Annotated in this window: 16 protein-coding genes; 9 read left to right on the top strand and 7 right to left on the bottom strand. The window is 59.0% G+C overall.

Annotated elements, in window-relative coordinates; all coding sequences use genetic code 11:
• The first annotated feature begins 76 nt into the window (after positions 1-76).
• The 7 genes from trpB to Q6A51_RS03955 all read left to right on the top strand — a co-directional run bounded on the left by trpB (position 77) and on the right by Q6A51_RS03955 (position 5,066).
• Positions 77-1,306 (top strand): tryptophan synthase subunit beta, encoded by a 1,230-nt coding sequence (gene trpB / locus Q6A51_RS03985; protein WP_304574178.1) that lies wholly within the window; start codon positions 77-79, stop codon positions 1,304-1,306.
• Positions 1,303-2,115, top strand: coding sequence for a tryptophan synthase subunit alpha (gene trpA, locus Q6A51_RS03980; RefSeq protein ID WP_201019516.1), 813 nt, complete (start codon positions 1,303-1,305; stop codon positions 2,113-2,115). The genes trpB and trpA overlap by 4 nt, the downstream gene beginning before the upstream one ends.
• 124 nt (positions 2,116-2,239) lie before the next feature.
• Positions 2,240-2,722: an anti-virulence regulator CigR family protein gene (locus Q6A51_RS03975; protein ID WP_201019515.1), complete on the top strand. Its 483-nt coding sequence runs from the start codon at positions 2,240-2,242 to the stop codon at positions 2,720-2,722.
• Between the two features lie 149 nt (positions 2,723-2,871).
• On the top strand, positions 2,872-3,618 hold the full coding sequence (locus Q6A51_RS03970) for a 2OG-Fe dioxygenase family protein (protein WP_201000946.1): 747 nt from the start codon (positions 2,872-2,874) through the stop codon (positions 3,616-3,618).
• 61 nt (positions 3,619-3,679) lie between these two features.
• The gene (locus Q6A51_RS03965; RefSeq protein ID WP_201001381.1) at positions 3,680-4,057 is read left to right on the top strand and encodes a GNAT family N-acetyltransferase; all 378 of its coding nucleotides are present in this window, start codon (positions 3,680-3,682) and stop codon (positions 4,055-4,057) included.
• Complete coding sequence (locus Q6A51_RS03960) at positions 4,054-4,770, top strand: AzlC family ABC transporter permease (RefSeq protein WP_201019514.1); 717 nt, start codon at positions 4,054-4,056, stop codon at positions 4,768-4,770. The genes Q6A51_RS03965 and Q6A51_RS03960 overlap by 4 nt, the downstream gene beginning before the upstream one ends.
• Complete coding sequence (locus Q6A51_RS03955) at positions 4,749-5,066, top strand: AzlD domain-containing protein (protein WP_201019513.1); 318 nt, start codon at positions 4,749-4,751, stop codon at positions 5,064-5,066. Before Q6A51_RS03960 ends, Q6A51_RS03955 begins: the two co-directional genes overlap by 22 nt.
• On the opposite strand, the gene Q6A51_RS03950 is transcribed toward Q6A51_RS03955, so the two are convergent.
• The 3 genes from Q6A51_RS03950 to Q6A51_RS03940 form a co-directional block, all read right to left on the bottom strand.
• The gene (locus Q6A51_RS03950; protein ID WP_201000949.1) at positions 4,983-5,906 is read right to left on the bottom strand and encodes a LysR family transcriptional regulator; all 924 of its coding nucleotides are present in this window, start codon (positions 5,904-5,906) and stop codon (positions 4,983-4,985) included. The two genes, Q6A51_RS03955 and Q6A51_RS03950, sit on opposite strands and share 84 nt — an antisense overlap.
• A 167-nt stretch (positions 5,907-6,073) precedes the next feature.
• Positions 6,074-6,406, bottom strand: a complete 333-nt coding sequence (locus Q6A51_RS03945; RefSeq protein WP_201000950.1) for a DOPA 4,5-dioxygenase family protein — start codon at positions 6,404-6,406, stop codon at positions 6,074-6,076.
• A 51-nt stretch (positions 6,407-6,457) separates the two neighbouring features.
• Positions 6,458-7,408 (bottom strand): choline sulfate utilization transcriptional regulator, encoded by a 951-nt coding sequence (locus Q6A51_RS03940; RefSeq protein ID WP_201019512.1) that lies wholly within the window; start codon positions 7,406-7,408, stop codon positions 6,458-6,460.
• 113 nt (positions 7,409-7,521) lie between these two features.
• Here Q6A51_RS03940 and betC point away from each other — a divergent pair, with 113 nt between their 5' ends.
• Both betC and choX read left to right on the top strand, forming a co-directional pair.
• Positions 7,522-9,027, top strand: a complete 1,506-nt coding sequence (gene betC, locus Q6A51_RS03935) for a choline-sulfatase (RefSeq protein WP_304574177.1) — start codon at positions 7,522-7,524, stop codon at positions 9,025-9,027.
• A gap of 38 nt (positions 9,028-9,065) precedes the next feature.
• Positions 9,066-9,992 carry a choline ABC transporter substrate-binding protein gene (gene choX, locus Q6A51_RS03930; RefSeq protein WP_304574176.1) on the top strand — a complete coding sequence of 309 codons (927 nt, stop codon included), beginning with the start codon at positions 9,066-9,068 and terminating at the stop codon, positions 9,990-9,992.
• Between the two features lie 127 nt (positions 9,993-10,119).
• Here choX and Q6A51_RS03925 read toward each other — a convergent pair whose 3' ends face one another.
• The 4 genes from Q6A51_RS03925 to Q6A51_RS03910 all read right to left on the bottom strand — a co-directional run bounded on the left by Q6A51_RS03925 (position 10,120) and on the right by Q6A51_RS03910 (position 18,733).
• Positions 10,120-10,383 (bottom strand): PAAR domain-containing protein, encoded by a 264-nt coding sequence (locus Q6A51_RS03925; RefSeq protein WP_304574175.1) that lies wholly within the window; start codon positions 10,381-10,383, stop codon positions 10,120-10,122.
• Positions 10,384-10,481: 98 nt separating this feature from the next.
• Positions 10,482-10,997, bottom strand: coding sequence for a hypothetical protein (locus tag Q6A51_RS03920; RefSeq protein ID WP_304574174.1), 516 nt, complete (start codon positions 10,995-10,997; stop codon positions 10,482-10,484).
• 12 nt (positions 10,998-11,009) lie between these two features.
• Positions 11,010-15,752 carry an RHS repeat-associated core domain-containing protein gene (locus tag Q6A51_RS03915; protein WP_304574173.1) on the bottom strand — a complete coding sequence of 1,581 codons (4,743 nt, stop codon included), beginning with the start codon at positions 15,750-15,752 and terminating at the stop codon, positions 11,010-11,012.
• Positions 15,749-18,733 carry a type VI secretion system Vgr family protein gene (locus tag Q6A51_RS03910; RefSeq protein ID WP_304574172.1) on the bottom strand — a complete coding sequence of 995 codons (2,985 nt, stop codon included), beginning with the start codon at positions 18,731-18,733 and terminating at the stop codon, positions 15,749-15,751. Before Q6A51_RS03910 ends, Q6A51_RS03915 begins: the two co-directional genes overlap by 4 nt.
• Positions 18,734-18,874 lie beyond the last annotated feature (141 nt).

Below are 18,874 nucleotides of genomic sequence, written 5' to 3'. Positions count from 1 at the left end.
GGGCTTGCGCTGGTTAAAGTGAGCCCATTGCCGATACGGCTCAACCCATTCGCCCAAGACTGCAACTGGAGCCCCCATGACCCAGACCAACTTTCGCAGCGGTCCCGACGCCAACGGCCTGTTCGGCTCATTTGGCGGCCGCTACGTAGCTGAAACCCTCATGCCGCTGGTGCTTGACCTCAATCGCGAGTACGAAGCCGCCAAGGCCGATCCTGAGTTCGCCGAGCAACTGGCGTACTTCCAGCGTGATTATGTAGGCCGCCCCAACCCTCTGTATTTCGCCGAGCGCCTGACCGAGTTCTGCGGTGGCGCCAGGATCTACTTCAAGCGCGAAGAGCTGAACCACACCGGCGCACACAAGATCAATAACTGCATCGGCCAGATCCTGCTGGCCAAACGCATGGGCAAGAAGCGCCTGATCGCGGAAACCGGCGCAGGCATGCACGGCGTTGCTACTGCCACGGTCGCTGCCCGTTTCGGTCTGCCTTGCGTGATCTACATGGGCGCAACCGACATCGAGCGTCAGCAGGCCAACGTATTTCGCATGAAGCTGCTGGGCGCCGAGATCGTGCCGGTCACTTCCGGCACCGGCACCCTGAAAGACGCCATGAACGAAGCCCTGCGTGACTGGGTGACCAACGTTGAAGACACCTTCTACCTGATCGGCACTGTGGCAGGCCCACACCCGTATCCGGCGATGGTCCGTGATTTCCAGTCGATCATCGGCAAGGAAACCAAGGCCCAGATGCAGGAAAAGGAAGGACGTCTGCCGGACAGTCTGGTGGCTTGCGTGGGCGGTGGCTCCAACGCAATGGGCCTGTTCCATCCATTCCTCGATGATGCCAGCGTGCAGATCGTTGGCGTCGAGGCTGGTGGTCACGGTATCGACACCGACAAGCACGCAGCCAGCCTCAACGGCGGCGTACCCGGCGTATTGCATGGCAACCGCACTTACCTGCTGCAGGACGACGACGGCCAGATCACCGACGCCCATTCGATTTCCGCGGGCCTGGACTACCCAGGCATCGGCCCTGAGCACGCTTACCTGCATGAAGTGAAGCGCGCCGAATACGTGAGTATTACCGACGAAGAGGCCCTGCAGGCTTTCCATCAGTGTTGCCGACTCGAAGGCATCATCCCCGCGCTGGAAACTGCCCACGCACTGGCCGAAGCCATCAAACGTGCCGCCACTCTGAGCAAGGACCATTTGATGGTCGTGTGCTTCTCCGGTCGCGGAGACAAAGACATGCAAACCGTCATGAGCCACATGGCCGCCGCTGAACAGAACCAGGAGAAGTCGGTATGAGCCGTCTTGAGCAACGTTTCGCCCAGCTGAAAACCGAAGGCCGTGCGGCGCTGGTGACCTTCATCACTGCTGGCGACCCTGGTTACGATACGTCGCTGAAAGTCCTCAAAGGGCTGCCGGCTGCGGGTGCCGACGTGATCGAGCTGGGCATGCCCTTCACCGATCCGATGGCCGATGGTGTCGCGATTCAACTGGCGACCCTGCGTGCCCTGGACGCCGGGCAGACTCTGCTGAAAACCCTGCAAATGGTCAGCGAGTTCCGCGCAGAAGATCAGACCACGCCTATCGTGCTGATGGGTTACTACAACCCGATTCATCGTTTTGGTGTGGATGCATTCGTGGCAGCCGCCAAGGATGCGGGCGTCGACGGCCTGATCATCGTCGACCTGCCACCTGAGCATGACGCCGAGCTGGCCACGCCTGCCCAGGCTTCTGGCATCGACTTCATTCGCCTGACCACGCCGACCACCGATGACGCACGTCTGCCACGTGTTCTGGAGCGCAGTTCCGGTTTCGTCTACTACGTGTCCGTCGCCGGTGTGACCGGTGCCGGATCGGCTACCACCGAGCACGTCACCGAAGCCATTGCACGTCTGCGTCGCCATACGTCTCTGCCGATCAGTGTCGGTTTCGGCATTCGTACGCCTGAGCAGGCAGCCGCTATCGCCCGTCTGGCCGATGGCGTGGTGGTCGGTTCTGCGCTGGTGGACAAGATCGCCACAGCCAAGTCGCCCGGCGAGGCCGTCGATGGCGTGTTGAGCCTTTGTGCGGCGTTGGCTGATGGTGTGCGTCAAGCTCGCAAGAGCTGAAGGTAAAGTTCCTGATACAGAGGAATCAATTCGCCATTAGCTGTCCTATGCAGCAAGACACAAGGGGTTCACGGCCAAGGTCCTGAGCCCCTTTTTTTGCTTCATTGAATGCTGAGGTATCCCCATGAAACTGCCAAATCGTTTTATAGCCGGGCTGGGCATCCTGCTGATCAGCGCTAGTCCGCTGCTTCAGGCCGCGCCGGATCAGCGTGACGGGCGTGATGACAATCGTGGCGGTCAGCAGCACGGCCCGCAAAACAATGGCGGCCCCGATGGTCGTGGCAATGGTGGCAACAAAGGCCATGGCAATCAGGGGCATCAGGACAACCGTGGCGGTAATCGTCCACCTCAGGACTTCGGCCAGGTCCGTCAGACCTTTCAGCAGCATCGCGATGTCATCGGCCGTGGCCAGCCTCTGCCGCCGGGCGTACACATTGTCAAAGGCAAGCCACTGCCCCGTGGTTATGGCAAGCGGCTGGATAGTCGTTCGCTGCAATACCTGCCGCGTTATGACGGTTACGAGTGGCGTCGTCTGGGTACCGACGTAGTCTTGATCGCGGTGGGCACAGGAATTGTCTACGCTATCCTCGATGGCGTACTGAATTGATTCACTAGCCCGTGAAACGGGCTGTCTGCTTGCGGCAGGCAGCCCTTCAGGCGCATCAATCAGGGCTTGATATGCCTCAAATTCTTTTTCATGGAACTATCTGCCATGACGTCTAAATTAGGCGCTCACCGTAGAAAAGGACCCTGAAAATGCTTGTCTTGAACAAGGAAGTTGGCCACTCGCTACAACGTGACAAGTTTGCAAATGTTCTAGGCAGCGATTTTAGTTTGTACGGTCATTTCGCCGATTTCATCCGGCTCACCAAGAGCTGGGAGAACATGGAAGAAGACAAGTACTACGGGCAGGCCGATGCAGGCATGCGGTTTCGCCGCTATAGCGACTTTGAATACAACCCCGTCACTCGCGACCTGCGTCAACTCGAACACCGTGCTTATGTCCAGTCCACCGCCCATAACCGCTACGTTGGCGGCATGGAACGGCATTTTCAGGACTTTTCCGAAGAAGTCATCGCCTCTCCGGTTGTACGCAGCCTCATAGACCTGGACTTTGAGGTCTACAAAAACGTGCTGCCCCTGGAGTTGCACGACAAGGTCTGGCAATGCCAGATCCACCAGATTCGTATCGAAATCAAACCGGGCAAGACGCTTGAAATCACTCCTGAAGGCATCCATTGCGATGGCTATCCTTTCAGCGGCGTGCATTTCTGGGGCAAGCAGAACGTCGAGGGCGCGCAAAGCCGGCTGTACAACGCCCAGGAAGAACAACTGGCAGCACTCACCTACGATGAAGTGCTGGACACCACCTTCTTCCTCGACCGTGAAATGCGCCACTACGTAACGCCTGCGAGCAATCGCGACCCGCATAAAACGGCCTATCGGCAGATTATGGCTATTTCATTTTCCTTGCCGGGGACGCCTTTTGACATCGTTCGCTGAAAACCTCGAACCTGCTGAAATTGCGCTTCTCAAGCGAGCGACCTATCAGGATGCTGCGCTGCTGGAGAGCTTTTTCCGCTCTTTCAAAGAGGTCGCGTTCTGCCAGTGGCAGGACACCAAATGCTTGCAGCGTATCCTGACCCGCGAGACTACCATTGCTTATCTGGCCGAAGATGCCAAAGGCGATGTCGTTGGCGCGGTGCTGGGCGGTGTTCTGGGAACTCGCGGGACCATCAATCATCTGGCGGTCAGCCCTGAATATCGCGGCCAGGGTGTCGGGCAGTGTCTGGTGGATGCTGCAACCACGGACATGAAGCGCCTCAATGTGCGGCGCATGTTCCTGTTCGTCGATGGCGATAATCTGGTGGGGCGTAATTTCTGGAATAGCCTGGGCTTTCATGAGCCCAAGGGCGAAATTACTTGCGAGAAAGACCTTTGAGCAAGCTATCGATCGATCAAACCTTGCCTGTCCAGAATCAGAAATCCCGTGCTTTTGCTGAAGCGAGCCCTGTCGTGGCCGGCTACTTTGCCGTTGCCTTCGTGTTCGGGCTCATGGCGATCAACGCGGGCTTTCCGCTCTGGTTGCCGGTTGCGATGTGTCTGTTCGTCTATGCCGGTGCCTCGCAGTTCGCGGCTCTGGCGCTGCTGAGCGCAGGCGCTTCGCTGCCCACGATCATCCTTACGACGTTTCTGATCAATGCCCGGCACATGCTGATGTCGGTCTATATGGCCAAGGCCTTGCGTACCCTGAAACTGAGCCGTCTGGAGCGTTTTTGCTATGGCGCGGAGCTGACCGATGAGTCGTTCGCCTTCCACAGCATCCGTCTCGGCAAAGACCAGCCTGTCACGGCCCGTTATCTGATCGGTTTCAATCTCTACTGCCACACCTCATGGGTCGCCGGTGGTCTGCTCGGTGCCTTGTGCGCCCAATATGCGGCGCATCTGGTGAGCTACAAGCTCGATTACGCACTGAGTGCCATGATGCTGTACGTGCTGGTTTCGCTGTGTGATACCCGCAAGAAGCTGATTGCAGCACTGGTGGCTGTCGTGACCATGGGCGGGCTCAGCCTGCTGGGCGACTCCGCCTTCAATGTATTTATCGCCACACTTCTGGGTTGCGGGGCAGGTCTATGTCTGAACAAGCGTTCCTGATTCTGGTTGTGGCGTCGATGGTCGCCGTCACACTGCTGCCGCGCACCTTGCCGTTGCAGGTCAATACCGAGCACTGGCCGGACTTTATCGCCAAGGCACTGGAATACCTGCCTGTGGCGATCGTGGCTGCCATTACCGTGACCCCGCTGCTGATCAGGAATCAGCAACTGCAACTTGATCGCCCCGAGTTTCTTGCCGCCTTGCCGACGCTGTTATGCGCATACCTGAGCAGGAATCTGTTTCTCAGTGTGGCGCTGGGTGTGGCGGCCTACATTATTATCAGTGCTGTCCTGTAATGCAGTGTGGACCACGTAATTCAAGGCCTGGCACGACAGGCTTGAATTGTTCACGACCAGATGCACCTCCAGCGAATCCTCGAAGCCCGGCACGATGGTCAGGCCACTGTGCTCGGCGACACTTCTGGACACCAGGCCAATGCCGTCGAACTGCCTGATCAAGGAAAGCGTCAGCGTTTCGCTGCCCGAGTACACAATGCTCGGCGGTTTGCCTTTCTTGGGCGTGCCGCCAGCAATGAAGCGCTGGAAACTGTCGGAGTACGGGCAACTGCTGCTGGGGCGAACCTGGAGTTTTTCATTGAGCGAAGACAGCGGCGTATCTTTCGGCCCGCAATGCACGCCCACGACCTGGACCTGTACAAAGGGCAGAAGAACGCTGGGGCGTATCGACTGCGGCCCGATCAGCACCGCCATATCGAAGCTTTCGTGATTCAGCTTGCTCAGGTTTTCCACCGACTCGGCGTAGCTGAACTCCAGTTGGCAGTCGTCGAACGCTTCGATCATGCGCGCCACGATGCAGCGATTGACCTCGCTCGACAGTGTACTGTTGAGCGCCACCCGCAGGATCCTTGAGGACGAGACACTGAGCGCTGCAACCTTGTTGTCCAGTTGCCGGGAAGCTTCCAGCACCTGTTCCATGTAGGGCTCAAGCTCCTGGCCCGCACTGGTCAGGGTCAGCCCTTTGTTGGAGCGCTTGAAAAGCTTGAAGCCAAATTGCGCTTCGACCTTGTTCAACTGCGCGGCCAGTGCCTGGACACTGAGGCAGCAGATTTCGGAAGCTGCGGTCAGAGAACCGCACTGCGCGACTTGCATGAGATTTTTCAGAGTGCGAATGTCCATGTGATGACATCTCCACGGGATAGCGCTATTGGATTCAAACATTACCGACAAACCACTGCTGAAGCCATTTGCCTGAAGTGGAAGTCACCATTCCATGACCTGGAACATCTTCACTGCTTATAGCGGAGCAGGTTATACACAGCTCTGTGCCTTCATGAACCTGCGTCTCAGGCCCTGAATATGGAGATATCCAGAGGCCGAATTTCTCCCATCCAGATGGCATGTTCGGTGTGATCCTTGAGCTCATCGCCCGTCAAGGGGTGCAAAAACACCACCAGATCTTTTCGATTGCGCGCCAGCCACAACACTACATCGGCAAACTGCGAGTGCCCGAACGCCAATTGGCAACTCCAATCCGGATGCGGCCCCACCAGTCGCTCGTGGACCCTCCCCATCTGTATGTCAAACTTTTCAGTGGCGGCTTCGCACAAGGCCCGCGCCTGCCCGATGGTCTGTGCATCGAAATAAATATGAGCGTGATAGCCCTGAACATCCTGCATTACCAAGTCCTCCCTAACTCAAGATTGCTCCCAGTTATCCACAGATAAGGATCAAACCGCAATCGACGGTAGTGGTTTACCGGTCAATGAGTCGCCACTGAGGGCCTGTTCACTGGCCAGCCAGTCGACAAACTGCTGCACGACCTGAAGTCGTCGCTTGCGCTGCGGCAGGACCACGTAATAGCCACAGGCGGAAATCGCCGTGGCTGCAACAGGGCGGCACAACAGGCCCTGATCGAGCAGATCATCGACCAGATGCCGCCAGCCAATGGCAATACCCTGCCCGGCAATGGCGGCCTGGATCAATAGCGTGTAATTGTCGAAACGCAACTGGCCGGGGGCCGGGGCCTGGGGAATATTGAATTCCCGAAACACGCCGGCCCAGTCGAACCAGTTGTTACTGCCCTCGCCGCGTAAATGCAGCAGCGCGAATTCGCGCAAGACTTCGTTGGGCAAGGGGGTTGCCCGGCCGGCAAGCAACTGTGGGCTGCACACCGGAAAAACCTCTTCGCTGAACAACCAGCGGCTTTCACCCTGTTTGAAACGCCCGTCTCCGAACAGCACCGCCACATCGATATCGGCGCTGAGCATGCTGTGGCTGCGCTCGCTGGTCACAAGGCTGACGTCCACATCCGGGTGGTGTTTGTGAAAGCGATGCAGACGAGGCATCAGCCAGTAGGCGGCGAATGCAAAGTCAGTCGCGACCTGCAACACCTCGTTCTGATGCTGCTCGGTAATGGCAACCAGACCGCTGTCCATGGACTGCAACCCGCTCTGTACATGGCCGAACAGGATTTCTCCGGCCTCGGTCAGCTCGATCCCGCGATAGACACGGTCGAACAGGCGGGTCGCCAATTGTTCTTCCAGGCGCTTTATCTGCTGGCTGATCGCAGGCTGGGTCGTGCCCAGCTCCATGGCCGCTGCCGTGAAACTGCGCAGGCGGGCTGCGGCTTCAAAGGCGCGCAGCAGATCCAGAGACATGTCACCGAGGGTTTCAAACATAAGCTGTGCTTATCCTAGGCATTGTTTTGTGTGGGCTTTACCGTAAAACCGGAGATCTTCATCCTCGATACAACACTTTCGCATAACTGCTGACAATGGGATGCCGAGATTACATGAAGCGCAAAAATATTCTGTTCATCATGGCCGATCAAATGGCCGCGCCCATGTTGCCGTTCTACGCAACGTCTCCCGTCAAAGTGCCAAACCTGAGCCGTCTGGCTGCAGAAGGCGTGGTGTTCGACTCCGCTTACTGCAACAGTCCGCTGTGTGCGCCCTCGCGTTTTACCCTGGTCAGCGGCCAGCTTCCGAGCCGGATCGGCGCCTATGACAACGCCGCGGATTTTCCCGCAGACATCCCGACTTATGCCCACTACCTGCGCGGCCTGGGCTACAAGACCGCGCTCTCGGGCAAGATGCATTTCTGCGGCCCGGACCAGTTGCACGGTTACGAAGAGCGGCTGACCAGCGATATCTATCCGGCCGATTATGGCTGGGCCGTGAACTGGGACGAGCCGAATGTGCGGCCCAGTTGGTATCACAACATGTCGTCGGTGCTTCAGGCCGGGCCGTGTGTGCGCACCAACCAACTGGATTTCGACGAGGAAGTGGTATTCAAGGCCCGCCAGTACCTGTTCGATCATGTTCGCCAGGACGGCGACGCGCCGTTTTGCCTGACGGTTTCCATGACCCATCCTCACGACCCGTACACCATCCCCAAACCGTTCTGGGATCTTTATCGCGACGAAGAGATTCCGCTGCCAGTGGCCCACGCGGATCAGGATACGCTGGACCCGCACTCGCAACGTTTGCTCAAGGTTTATGACCTGTGGGACAAGCCGCTGCCTGTGGACAAGATCCGCGATGCCCGCCGTGCCTACTTCGGCGCTTGCAGCTATATCGACGACAACGTCGGCAAACTGCTGCAAACACTCGAAGAAACGGGCCTGGCCGAAGACACCATCATCGTGTTCTCGGGCGACCATGGCGACATGCTGGGTGAGCGTGGCCTCTGGTACAAAATGCACTGGTTCGAGATGTCGGCGCGGGTGCCGCTGCTGGTCTACGCGCCGGGCCACTTCAAGGCGGGTCGCGTGAGTGCTTCGGTGTCCACCGCCGACCTGTTGCCGACCTTCGTTGATCTGGCTGAAGGCCAACTGGACAGCGGCCTGCCGCTTGACGGCCGCTCGTTGCTACCGCATCTGCAAGGCGAAGGCGGGCATGACGAGGTTTTCGGCGAATACATGGCTGAAGGCACCACCAGCCCCTTGATGATGATTCGTCGGGGCGCCTACAAATTCATCTACTCGGAACAGGACCCGTGCCTATTGTTCGATGTAGACAACGATCCAAAGGAACAGGAAGAACTGAGCCAGTCGCCCGTTCATCAACAGTTGTTCACTGATTTTCTGGCCGAAGCTCGCGCCAAATGGGACATACCGGCGATACACCATCAGGTGCTCGCCAGCCAGCGTCGGCGACGTTTTGTCGCCAGCACACTGGCCATCGGCAAGCTGAAGAGTTGGGATCACCAGCCACTGGTCGACGCCAGTCAGCAGTACATGCGCAACCATATTGATCTGGACGATCTGGAGCGCAAGGCCCGTTATCCGCAACCTTGAACCCTGCCATCACCGAGAAAACCAAAAGGGTCACACGCATGAAAAAGTTATCCACAGCACTTGCGGTCGGTGTCATGACGCTCAGCAGCCTGGCTGCGCATGCCGCTGATCAGAGTTGCAGCACGGTAAAAATGGCCGACCCCGGCTGGAGCGACATTGCCGCCACCAACGCCATTACCGGATTGCTGCTCGATGGCCTGGGTTACAAGGCCAAGGTCGATACGCTGGCGGTGCCGATTGCCTTCGGCGGTCTCAAGGACGGTCAACTGGATGTGTTCCTGGGTAACTGGATGCCTGCGCAACAAGGCTTCTACGACAAGTTCGTGGCCACCGGCGATGTCACCCAGCTTGCCAAAAACCTGGAAGGCACCGAATTCACCCTGGCCGTGCCCGATTATGTCTGGGAGGCCGGCGTGCATGATTTCGCCGACCTGAACAAATTTGCCGACAAGTTCAGCAAGAAAATCTACGGCATCGGCTCCGGCGCGCCGGCCAACCTGTCGTTACAGGAGATCATCAAGAAAAACGAATTCGAGCTGGGCGACTGGAAACTGGTGGAGTCCAGCGAACAGGCCATGCTGGCCGAAGTGAACCGCAACGTGAAGAGAAAGACCTTCGTCGCCTTCCTGGGCTGGACGCCGCACCCCATGAACGTGCAGATCAAAGGCATGCGCTACCTCAAGGGCGGCGAGAAGTACTTTGGTGAAACCGGTTCGGTCTACACCCTGACCCGCAAAGGCTACGCCGAAGCCTGCCCGAATGTGGGCAAGCTGCTGACCAACCTGAGCTTCACCCTGGACATGGAAAACAGCATCATGGCCGAGGTGGCGAACAAGAAAGTCAGCAACGCCGAAGCCGCCAAAGCCTGGATCAAGGCCAACCCCGCCGTCCTCGATAAATGGCTCGACGGCGTGAAGACCATCGATGACAAAGATGGATTGGCGGCGGTCAAAGCCAAGTTGTAAAAGCCAAAACAGGAGCGAATTCATTCGCGAAAAGGTTCCAGACGGCGAATGTTTATGCGCTGTACTGGCCCTTCGCGAATGAATTCGCTCCTACGGAAAATTCATTTCTGTGTTTGATGGGCGCTGCCTAACTGATTACAGCCCCTTTCGGTCCGCTGGCAATCAAGCTGGCGCCACAAGCGGTTTTCATGCCGTCCAGGGCCACGGACGTTCCATCCACTGCATAAGTACTGCTGCCCTCGGCGATGGGGAAAATCCCTTTGCACAGAGGACAACTGACTTTATGGCCTACACCGGCAATGGGCTTGCCGTTGAGGTTGGTTTGGGAGAAGGCTTCAAGGACTACTCCGCCGTGAGTGGTGGCGTCGCCCAGGCGGATGATGTCTTTCACTAAGTACTCCTTTTAATACCTACTTGACGGCATCAATGCGCATCGTATTTATCCTGAACATAAAAACACCTCCACTTATGCCAACCGTGTCAGGGAATTCATCGAAACTCTAATACTCTCTCCCACTCGCCAATTTTTTCAGCAAACTCCCTATCTACTCGTAAAGCATCAAGCTCTTTCATATAAAGAGGGTCGTTTTTGATTTTCCTTTCGTCATCTTCACTCAACGCCATAGCCTTTCCACCCTTTTCATTGAGTAAGAAATTTTGAGCCGCGATATAATCATAAGCATCTACAATAGAGCTTTCCGCTGCACTTAAGCTTTCCTCTCCCTCCGAGAAAAATATAAGTAAATCAGAAAGTGCGTACATGTAGAGATTTTTAAATACCTCTTCAGTACTTGCGTCCTGCTCATCTACAACAGCAGAATCTATAATTTTAACAGTGGGTTTGATATTTATTTTATTGGAGTCTGAAGCAAGGCATGCCCAAAGCTTATCCAGAAACAAGATGATATCTTTCGGAATATCGACCTTCATCTCCTTAAGCAAGCCACCAAATCGATCAAATGATCTCAGCAGTACAAAAAAAGAAACCTTCTCTGAGTTATTCATTTAAAAACCCCACTATCTTTTACGTTTAACAGGTGAAACTGGGTTTGCACCATGATTAAGGATTGCTCCCTCACAAGAGCAACATATAGGGCGACTTGCAGCAATATCAACGACCTTCATGTCATTCTGCGCTGCATATCGGTTGATGATATTAACTTCAGCATGCCCCTCTGGGCCTGAGACATTAGGCACTGAAATAGGTGTGACCCCCAACAGACCGGCCTTTGCCCTCTGAGCCCCTGTCATTCTTCCACGACTGGATGCAGCCACAGTCTGAGTCTCCCCATTGGGGCTAGCCAGAACAGCTACAGCAATTGTTTCACTGTTGAACGCCCTCGGCGATCCACCGGGTTTTATAGATTCGCCATGTATACTGTGAGCCATTTTCTCTAATGGATTCATATTTGAGTCATATCGGCAGCGTGGGCTGAGACCTAACCTGTCAACCCACTCCACCGGATTCGGCGCATACGCATACAGGTTTATCCCACCCGCATACCCAATCGGATCCTTGCTAACAAACCGCCCCACCCTCGGATCATAGTACCGATACCGGTTGTAGTGCAGTCCTGTCTCATGATCGTGGTACTGGCCCTGGAAGCGGATCGGGTTGGTCAGGCCGAGCTGTTGGGCGCTGGCCGAGCGTTGTTCCTTGATTTCTCCCCATGCCTTGTACTGCGCGCTCCAGGCGATGTTGCCGTCCTGGTCGGTCAGTTCCTGTGGTGTGCCCAGGTGGTCGCACTGGTACCAGGCCAGAGCGTCGAAGGGTTGGACTTTCGCGGTGTGATGCCAGAGCGGGTCTTCGTCGAAGTTGTAGGGGCCGCTGTAATCCGGCAGGTCGAGCAGGTTGATCGGGCTTTGGCGCAGTGCCTGGGCGACGGGCACGAAGCTGCCGGGTTCGTACAGGTAATGCACGGTGCGGCCGGTGTCGCTTTCGTGTTGTGCCGGGCTGCTTTCCCAGGCGAGGGTGTCGCCGTCCCAGCCGTAGAGGGTGAAGCCGCAGCCCAGTTCGCGTTGCTTGCGGGCGTGTTCGTTGCGGTTCCATTGCGAGCCCGCTTCGGGGCGGTGTTGGGTATGGGCAGTCGAGTGCTTGTATAGCCGACGACCCAAGGCGTCGTAGGCGTAGTCCACTGCCAGGCGCGCATCGTCGAAATGCACCAGCCGGTCGAACAGGTCCCAGGTCAGGCGGCTGTAGGCGCCGTTGTGCCAGCGCAGTACCTGATTGCCGCGCTCGTCGTATTCGTAATGAGTGCCGGCGTATTCGCGCAGCAGGTTATCCAGCAACTGGCTGCGCTTGGGGTCCTGGTCCAGCGGGCGGCGGATTTCGTTGACGGTGTCGTCCAGCAGGTTACCTGCCGGGTCGAAGGCAAAGGTTTCCACGCCCAACCGGCTGGTGGCGCTGAGCAGACGGCCTACCGGGTCGTAACGATAGGCCAGCGGGCCACGGCGGCTGTCGTTGATGTCGGTCAACTGGCCGGCGGCGTCGTATTTATATTCACGTTTGAGCAGGGTGGATTTGTCGTCGGAGCGGCCCAGCAGTTGTTCCTGCAAGCGTCCGGCCGGGTCCCAGCTCTGGGTTTGCAGCAGGCGGTTGCCTTGGTGACGGGCGATCTCGCGGTGCAGGTCGTCGCGTTCGTAGCCGATCAGGTCGTGGTCATCCAGACGCATTCCCAGCAAGTGACCGCTGCCATAGGTCAGCCAACTGACGCGATGCCCATCCGGGCGGGTGGTCGCGATGCGCTGGTTGAGCACGTCGTATTCATGTTGCCAGACCGCGACCTGAGGTTTTTCCAGCCCCAGATAGTGCTGATGCTCGCGCAGCAGGTTGCCCGCCGGGTCGTGGAACCATTGCAGGCGGCTGTCGGGGTTATCGGCGAGGATCAGGTTGCCGTTGCCATCGTAGGCAAAGGTTTCGGTCTGGGCCTTTTCGCCCAGGCGCGCCGTGCGTTCGATCAGGCGGCCCATGGGGTCGAAGCTCAGGTCGATGGCCCGTTCGCCATTGACGGTGCGGGCCAGACGGCCGGTGTCCGGGTCGTACTGATAGCGGGTGATCCGGCCATCGAAACCGGACTCGTCCAGCAGACGGCCTACCGGGTCGTAGTGGAAGTGAGCGCGGCGCTCGTTTTCGTTTTCCAGGGTGGTCAGGCGACCCAGCAGGTCCCAGCGGTAGCGCAGGGTCTGTTCGGCAGCATCGATGCGTTCGGCAATCATGCCCGCTGCGCTGTAACTCCAGGTGGTGCAGCGTTCCAGGGCATCGACGTGGGCCAGCAGTCGGCCTTCGGCATCGCGCTCGAAACGCTCTTCGGTCTTGTCCGGGTGAATGATCAGCGCCAGGTGCCCGGCCTTGTACTGGTACTCGGTGGTGTTGCCCGCGGCATCGGTAAAGCTGACCATCTGTCCCAGGTCGTTGTATTCCCAGGCGCTGCTCTTGCCTGAGCAGTCGGTGTATTCGACGAGTTGCCCGGCGTCGTTGTAGGCCAGAACCTTTTCATTGCCGTGGGCGTCCTTGATGGCCGTGGGCAGACCTGCGTCGTTGTAGGCGTATTCGGTCTTGTTGCCCAGCGGGTCGATGGCTTCGACCAGATTGCCGTGATCATCGTAGCCGCGCTGCCACTGCCCGCCTTCGGCGTCGCTGATCTTGATCAACTGGTCCTGATCGTCGTAGGCGTAATGCACCACGGTGTCGTCGGCGCGGATATGTTGCAGCAGGTTGCTGCGCTCGTCGTAGCGATAGCGGTCGGTGCTGCCGTCGGCATGCACGTGGCGCACGACGTTCTTGGCCTCGTCACGGAACAGCCATTCCGAACGCCCGTCGGCGTGGCGGATGCGGTAGGTGTAGCCCTTGATGTCGTAGTAGTGCCAGGTTTCATGGCCCAAGGCATCGGTGACGTAGGTCAGGCGGATGTTTTCGTCCCACTCCAGGCGAGTGTCGAAACTGCCGTCGTCGGCCCATTCGCGTACGGCTCGGGCGTCGGCACCGTTGCCGTCCCATTGCAGGTTCATGCCGCGTCCGGTGCGGTCGGTGTAGCGGATGATCAGGTGCGACTGGTAGTGATACTGCCAGGCGGCACCGTTTTCATCCTGCGCCTGGACCAGATCGCCATAAGCGTCGTACTGGTAGCGGCACAGTTGGCGCAGCGGCGTGCCGTCCTTGATTTCCCACAGACCGATCAGGCGGCCATGTTCGTCGAGCATCGTGCCGACGTGCAGGTGTACCTTGCTGATGTCGCCACCCTGATAGGTCAGGATGTCGGACAGCACGCTGGAGTCGCCATGGCGATGCTCGTAATGCAGCATCACCCCGGCACCGTTGCGCAGTTCGACGCCGGTGAGTCGGTAGTGGCTGCCGTGGCGCAGGTAGGTTTCCTTGCGCTCGAAGCCACGACACAGCACCAGTTGCTCTTCGCTGGCGCGCACCAGGGTGAAGTTTTCGATGGCGTCGTAATGGAACAGGCCGACCGCAGGCAGCGGGCAGGCATGGCTGCGGCCGTCGGCGTCGTGGAACATCAGCCCGTCGTCGACCCGGTCGAAACGGGTAGTGAGCTCGCTGATCCAGCGTGCGCCCATGATGCCCTGATCGTAGGCCGACAAACGCGAGTTATAGAGGCGCGCCCAGTGAATCGGGAAGGGGCCGGGCAGGCTGAAGTCGGTGTGGCTGAAGGTTTCGGAGCCGAGGGCGAAGCTGATGCTTTTGTCTGTAACGGCACAGACCCCGTTTTTCTGGCACTGGGGATTGCCAGTGGCGGGTGCCTGTTTTTCCTGCGCGCCCATTTCTCCTTCGCCCGCTTGCTTTGTTGCCTGGCTGGTGGTGCCCGATTTGACGCTGGCGCTCTGGCCACGCAACTGACGCTTGCGCCAGGAAGCAACCGAGGTCGCCAGCATTTGCAGCAGCCAGCCAATGGAGTGCAAGGCTCGGGGATCGCTCAGGCGGCTTAGCTGGGCGCTCAGTTCCGGGCCCATGGCCTTGAGGCCGGCGGTTTCGGTCAGTACCCGTTTCCTGGCTTCGTCGGGCAGCAGGTTTTTTGCCGCGCTGTTGGCGACACCTTTGCCTGCCGCCTTGTAGGCACTGAACAGCCCGCCAAAGATATTGCCGATTGCGGCTTTGGGGTCATTGAGCAGTTGATCGCCCGCCATGCTGAGCTGGGCGTTGGCAGCCTTGAGGTCGCCCTTGGCGTCGAGGGTGCCGTTGGCCACGGCTTCCAGGCCCTTGGCGATTTCGCCGATCACGTCTTCGCCCAGCTTGCCTGCGTCCTTGAGGATCGCTGCCAGCTTGGGTTCGGCCTGTTTGACGAAGTCATCGATGGTGCCGACGATGGTGGCGTTCAGGTGCCCGATCAGAATCTCGATCAGGGCATCGCCCATCACCAGCTTGGCGCTGTGGCGCAGTTCCTGGCGCACCAGAAACAGTGTCGGGCGCAGGCTCATGCGCGCCGCAGCCATGGTGGGTGGCGCTGGCAACACGCCGATCAGGTTGATGCCCAGGCTTACCCAGTCGAGCATTTCGCGTTTCTGGCTCTTGGTCAGAGTGACGATATCGCTCAGCGCATCGACCAGCGCCATGATGTTGCCCACCACCGGCAAGGCCCCGGCGGTGTTCTTGATCCGCTCCAGGGTCACGATGCCGCCGCTGACTTCCTGCAACCAGGCATCGAAGACCGCCGCACCGCGTCCCACGTCTTGCAGGTCGAGGGTATTGAGCGGCGCGACTGCCACCTGCGCTTCACGTTTTGCTACCGCTGTAGTTTCAGTCGTCATGACAGCATCTCACCCGCCAGAAGATCGGGGGTTTTCAGGGGAATCGAGGGAGGCGTGAGGCTCGGCAAGCTCGGCAGCTTGGGCATTGCCGGTAGCGTGGGCAATTGCGCCAACTTGCTCGCATTGCCCAATACCGACGCCGCACTCGGCACGGCGGTGCCAGCCAGGTTGGCCAGTTGCGGAAGGCCTGACGCGCCGGCCTGCAATACGCTCTTGGCTTGCTGGGCGGTCTGCAGGGCTCCTTGCGCGGATTGCACCACGCCCATGCCTTTCTGGACGGCGGCCATTCCACTGCTGGCCATGTCCATCCCGCCCTTGGCCAGCGCCTTGCCGCTGTCCAGCAGCTCGGCAGCCTTGCCTTCGCTCGGCAGCACACTGGCTACCATTGCCTGAATGGACGACGGCGCGCTGTCGCTTTCCGGCTGCTCCGCTGGCCATTCAGGTTTGCCGATGTAGCTGCCGTCACTCCAGGTATCCGCCGGGTCCGGCCCGAACTTCACTTGTGCTGGCCCCGGTGCTGCGCCCGAAACCGTGGCAAAGCCCTTGGCGTCGAGGCTGCCCTTGAGGCTCTTGCCCAATGCATCGATAACCTCGAAGTCTCCCCCTTTGATGCCCTGCAATCCCGCGTACTGGTTGAACAACTCCAGCGTGCCCTGGCCCGGTTTTGGTGGTTCGGGGAAGACGCCCGCCAGACTCTTGGCCCCGGTGTAGGCAAAGTTCGCCGCGTGCGCGGTGTAGGGGCCGGGTGTGGCGTGGGTGATGCCGCCCGCGTTGTAGGTGGTGGCGCTGCCGCCGCCCTGAATCACCAGCTCGGTCTTGGCAGTGATGGTGATGCGGTCGGCATTGGCGGTGATATTGAGCTTGGCCAGCAGGTTGATGCTGTCCTTGAGGGCCTTGACGTCGATGTCGCCGGAGACGGCCACCAGTCGCCAGCCCAGGTTCTGCACGAACAGCCGCATGCCCTGGCTGGCGCTGGCCAGCAGGCGTTTGCCGATGGACAGGCTGGTGTGTCCGGTGCTGCTCAGGGCCAGGTGTTCGCCAGTGGCGATATGGCTGGAGCGCGGCGTGGACAAGGCGATGCCGGCCGGGCTTGCCAGCACCAGATGCGGTTCTGTGAATTCCGGAAACTCATTGGCGCTCATGTTCGCCGGGCCGCTGCCCAGAATGCCTTGGTGCTGAGCATGCAGCGCTTTGGCCACATCGTCCTGATCGCCAGTTTCCTGAGCCTGCACTTCGCGAGCCTGGGCGCCCAGGCCGTCCTGCTGCTCACTGGCGGTGGCCAGTCGTTCGGCCGTTTCGGGCAGATCCTTGTGGTGTTTCGATTCGTTGGGGCGTGGTTCGGTTGTGATCAGCAACCCTGCCGCCGCCCGCACCGCGCCATGGCGGTCGGTACGCAGCTCGAAGCCTTCGCCGCGTGGCTTGCCGCCAGACGGGCGTGGATGGGTCAGGTAGCCGAGGTTGATCGCACTGGCACCATGGTCGCTGCGCAGTGCAATGCTGATCTCGCTGGTGGTGTCGTCGATACGCAGTTCGTTGGCGCGGCTGCCCTTGTATTCCTTGCTCTTGACCGTGGCCAGAGTCTTGAAATCGGGCAGCTTGTAGGGCGGCAGGTTGACGCCGTGGTACAGGCAGCCGGTGAGCAGCGGCTGGTCGGGGTCGCCTTCCAGAAAGGTGATCAGTACTTCCATGCCGATGCGCGGCAGATTGATCGAGCCGAAGTTCTGGCTGGCCCAGTTTGACGCCACGCGCATCCAGCAACTGGTCTTGTCGTCGTGCTCACCTTCGCGGTCCCAGAAGAACTGCACCTTCACCCGGCCATACTGGTCGCAGAAGATCTCTTCGCCCTCCGGGCCTGTGACTACCGCGCGCTGGGTGCCCAGCACCTGCGGCTTGGGGTGATCCAGTGGCGGGCGGTATGGCACGTCCCATGGGGTGGCCGTGAAGCGGTTGCGATAGCCCTGGTGAAAATCGTCCTTGAGGTGGGTGGTGTCGCTGGTCACCGACTCTTCCAGGACCTGCGGCTGTTTGCCCTCGTGGACAATCTCGGTGAGCAGCCACAGATCGTTCCAGGCCGCGTTGGTATGTTCGGTCAACGACAGGAAGTGCCCGCTGACCAGCAGCGGCTGGTCGCTGCGGCCCTCGGCCATGCGGTAATCGCTGCGATGGCGCTCCAGCGCCCGGTTGGCCAGATGCTTGCCGCGCTGGCGATCGGTGAAGCGGCCTGGGTAGTCGTAATCCTCCAGATCTGGCTGGGCTTCGCTTTTGGCATCGCTTTCCAGCTCGATACGCGGCTTGGTGAAGTCGTAGTCACGCCGGGTGGTGCGACTGGTGCGGGTCGTCAGGCGCAGCTCGAAGCGCTTGATGACCGGGGTATCGGCCACCAGGCCGCTGTCCTGCTGGTAGGCCACCGGGGCCAGCTTGGGGAACACCGTCTGGTCGTCGCCGAACACCAGCGTGTGGGCACTGCTGCTGTGCTGGAAGTGGTAGTGAATCCCCTCTTCCTCACACAAGCGCTGGATGAATTGCAGGTCGGACTCGTCGTATTGCACGCAGTACACCCGCTCGGGGTATTCCGTACTCAGATGAAACTGGTGATCGCTGGCCAGAATGCCGTGCTCTTCCAGTACCTGGGTGATGATCTGTGGCACCGTCATTTGCTGGAAGATGCGCTGATTGATGCGGTGTTCCAGGTAAGCCAGCTTCGGGCGCAGGCTGATCCGGTAGCGAGTCAGGCGCTTGCCGGCCTCGCCTTGGGCGATGCTGTACACCAGGCCGTGAATGCCGGTGCCTGAGGGCGACAGTTGCAGGAAGGCAAGTTTGTGCAGCAGCCCTTCGAGGTCCAGCGAGGCTTTTTCGCTGACCAGTTCCAGTTCAAATGCGAAGGGTGTGTTGAGCGCTTCACGGCCTTCAAAGGCCAGAACCTGAAAGTCTGTACCTTCGAGGGTCAGCGTGAATTGGGGCTGGTTGGCCGATGAGAACATCCCTTGTTCCTCGTGCTGGGCTGCAACGAGCACGGATCGCTTTTCTGGCTATCCATGCCTGAAAACTGTGAGTGAATCTCCTCCTCCCGAAAGGGCAAAAAGGCCTGTCGGGGTGCCTTTTCCCATCAAAAGACATGCCAG

It is taken from the genome of Pseudomonas serbiensis, assembly GCF_030580745.1.
GTDB classification, from domain to species: Bacteria; Pseudomonadota; Gammaproteobacteria; order Pseudomonadales; family Pseudomonadaceae; genus Aquipseudomonas; species Aquipseudomonas serbiensis.
Note: the sequence above shows the minus strand (reverse complement) of the source record. Positions and strands in the feature narration are given on the sequence as shown.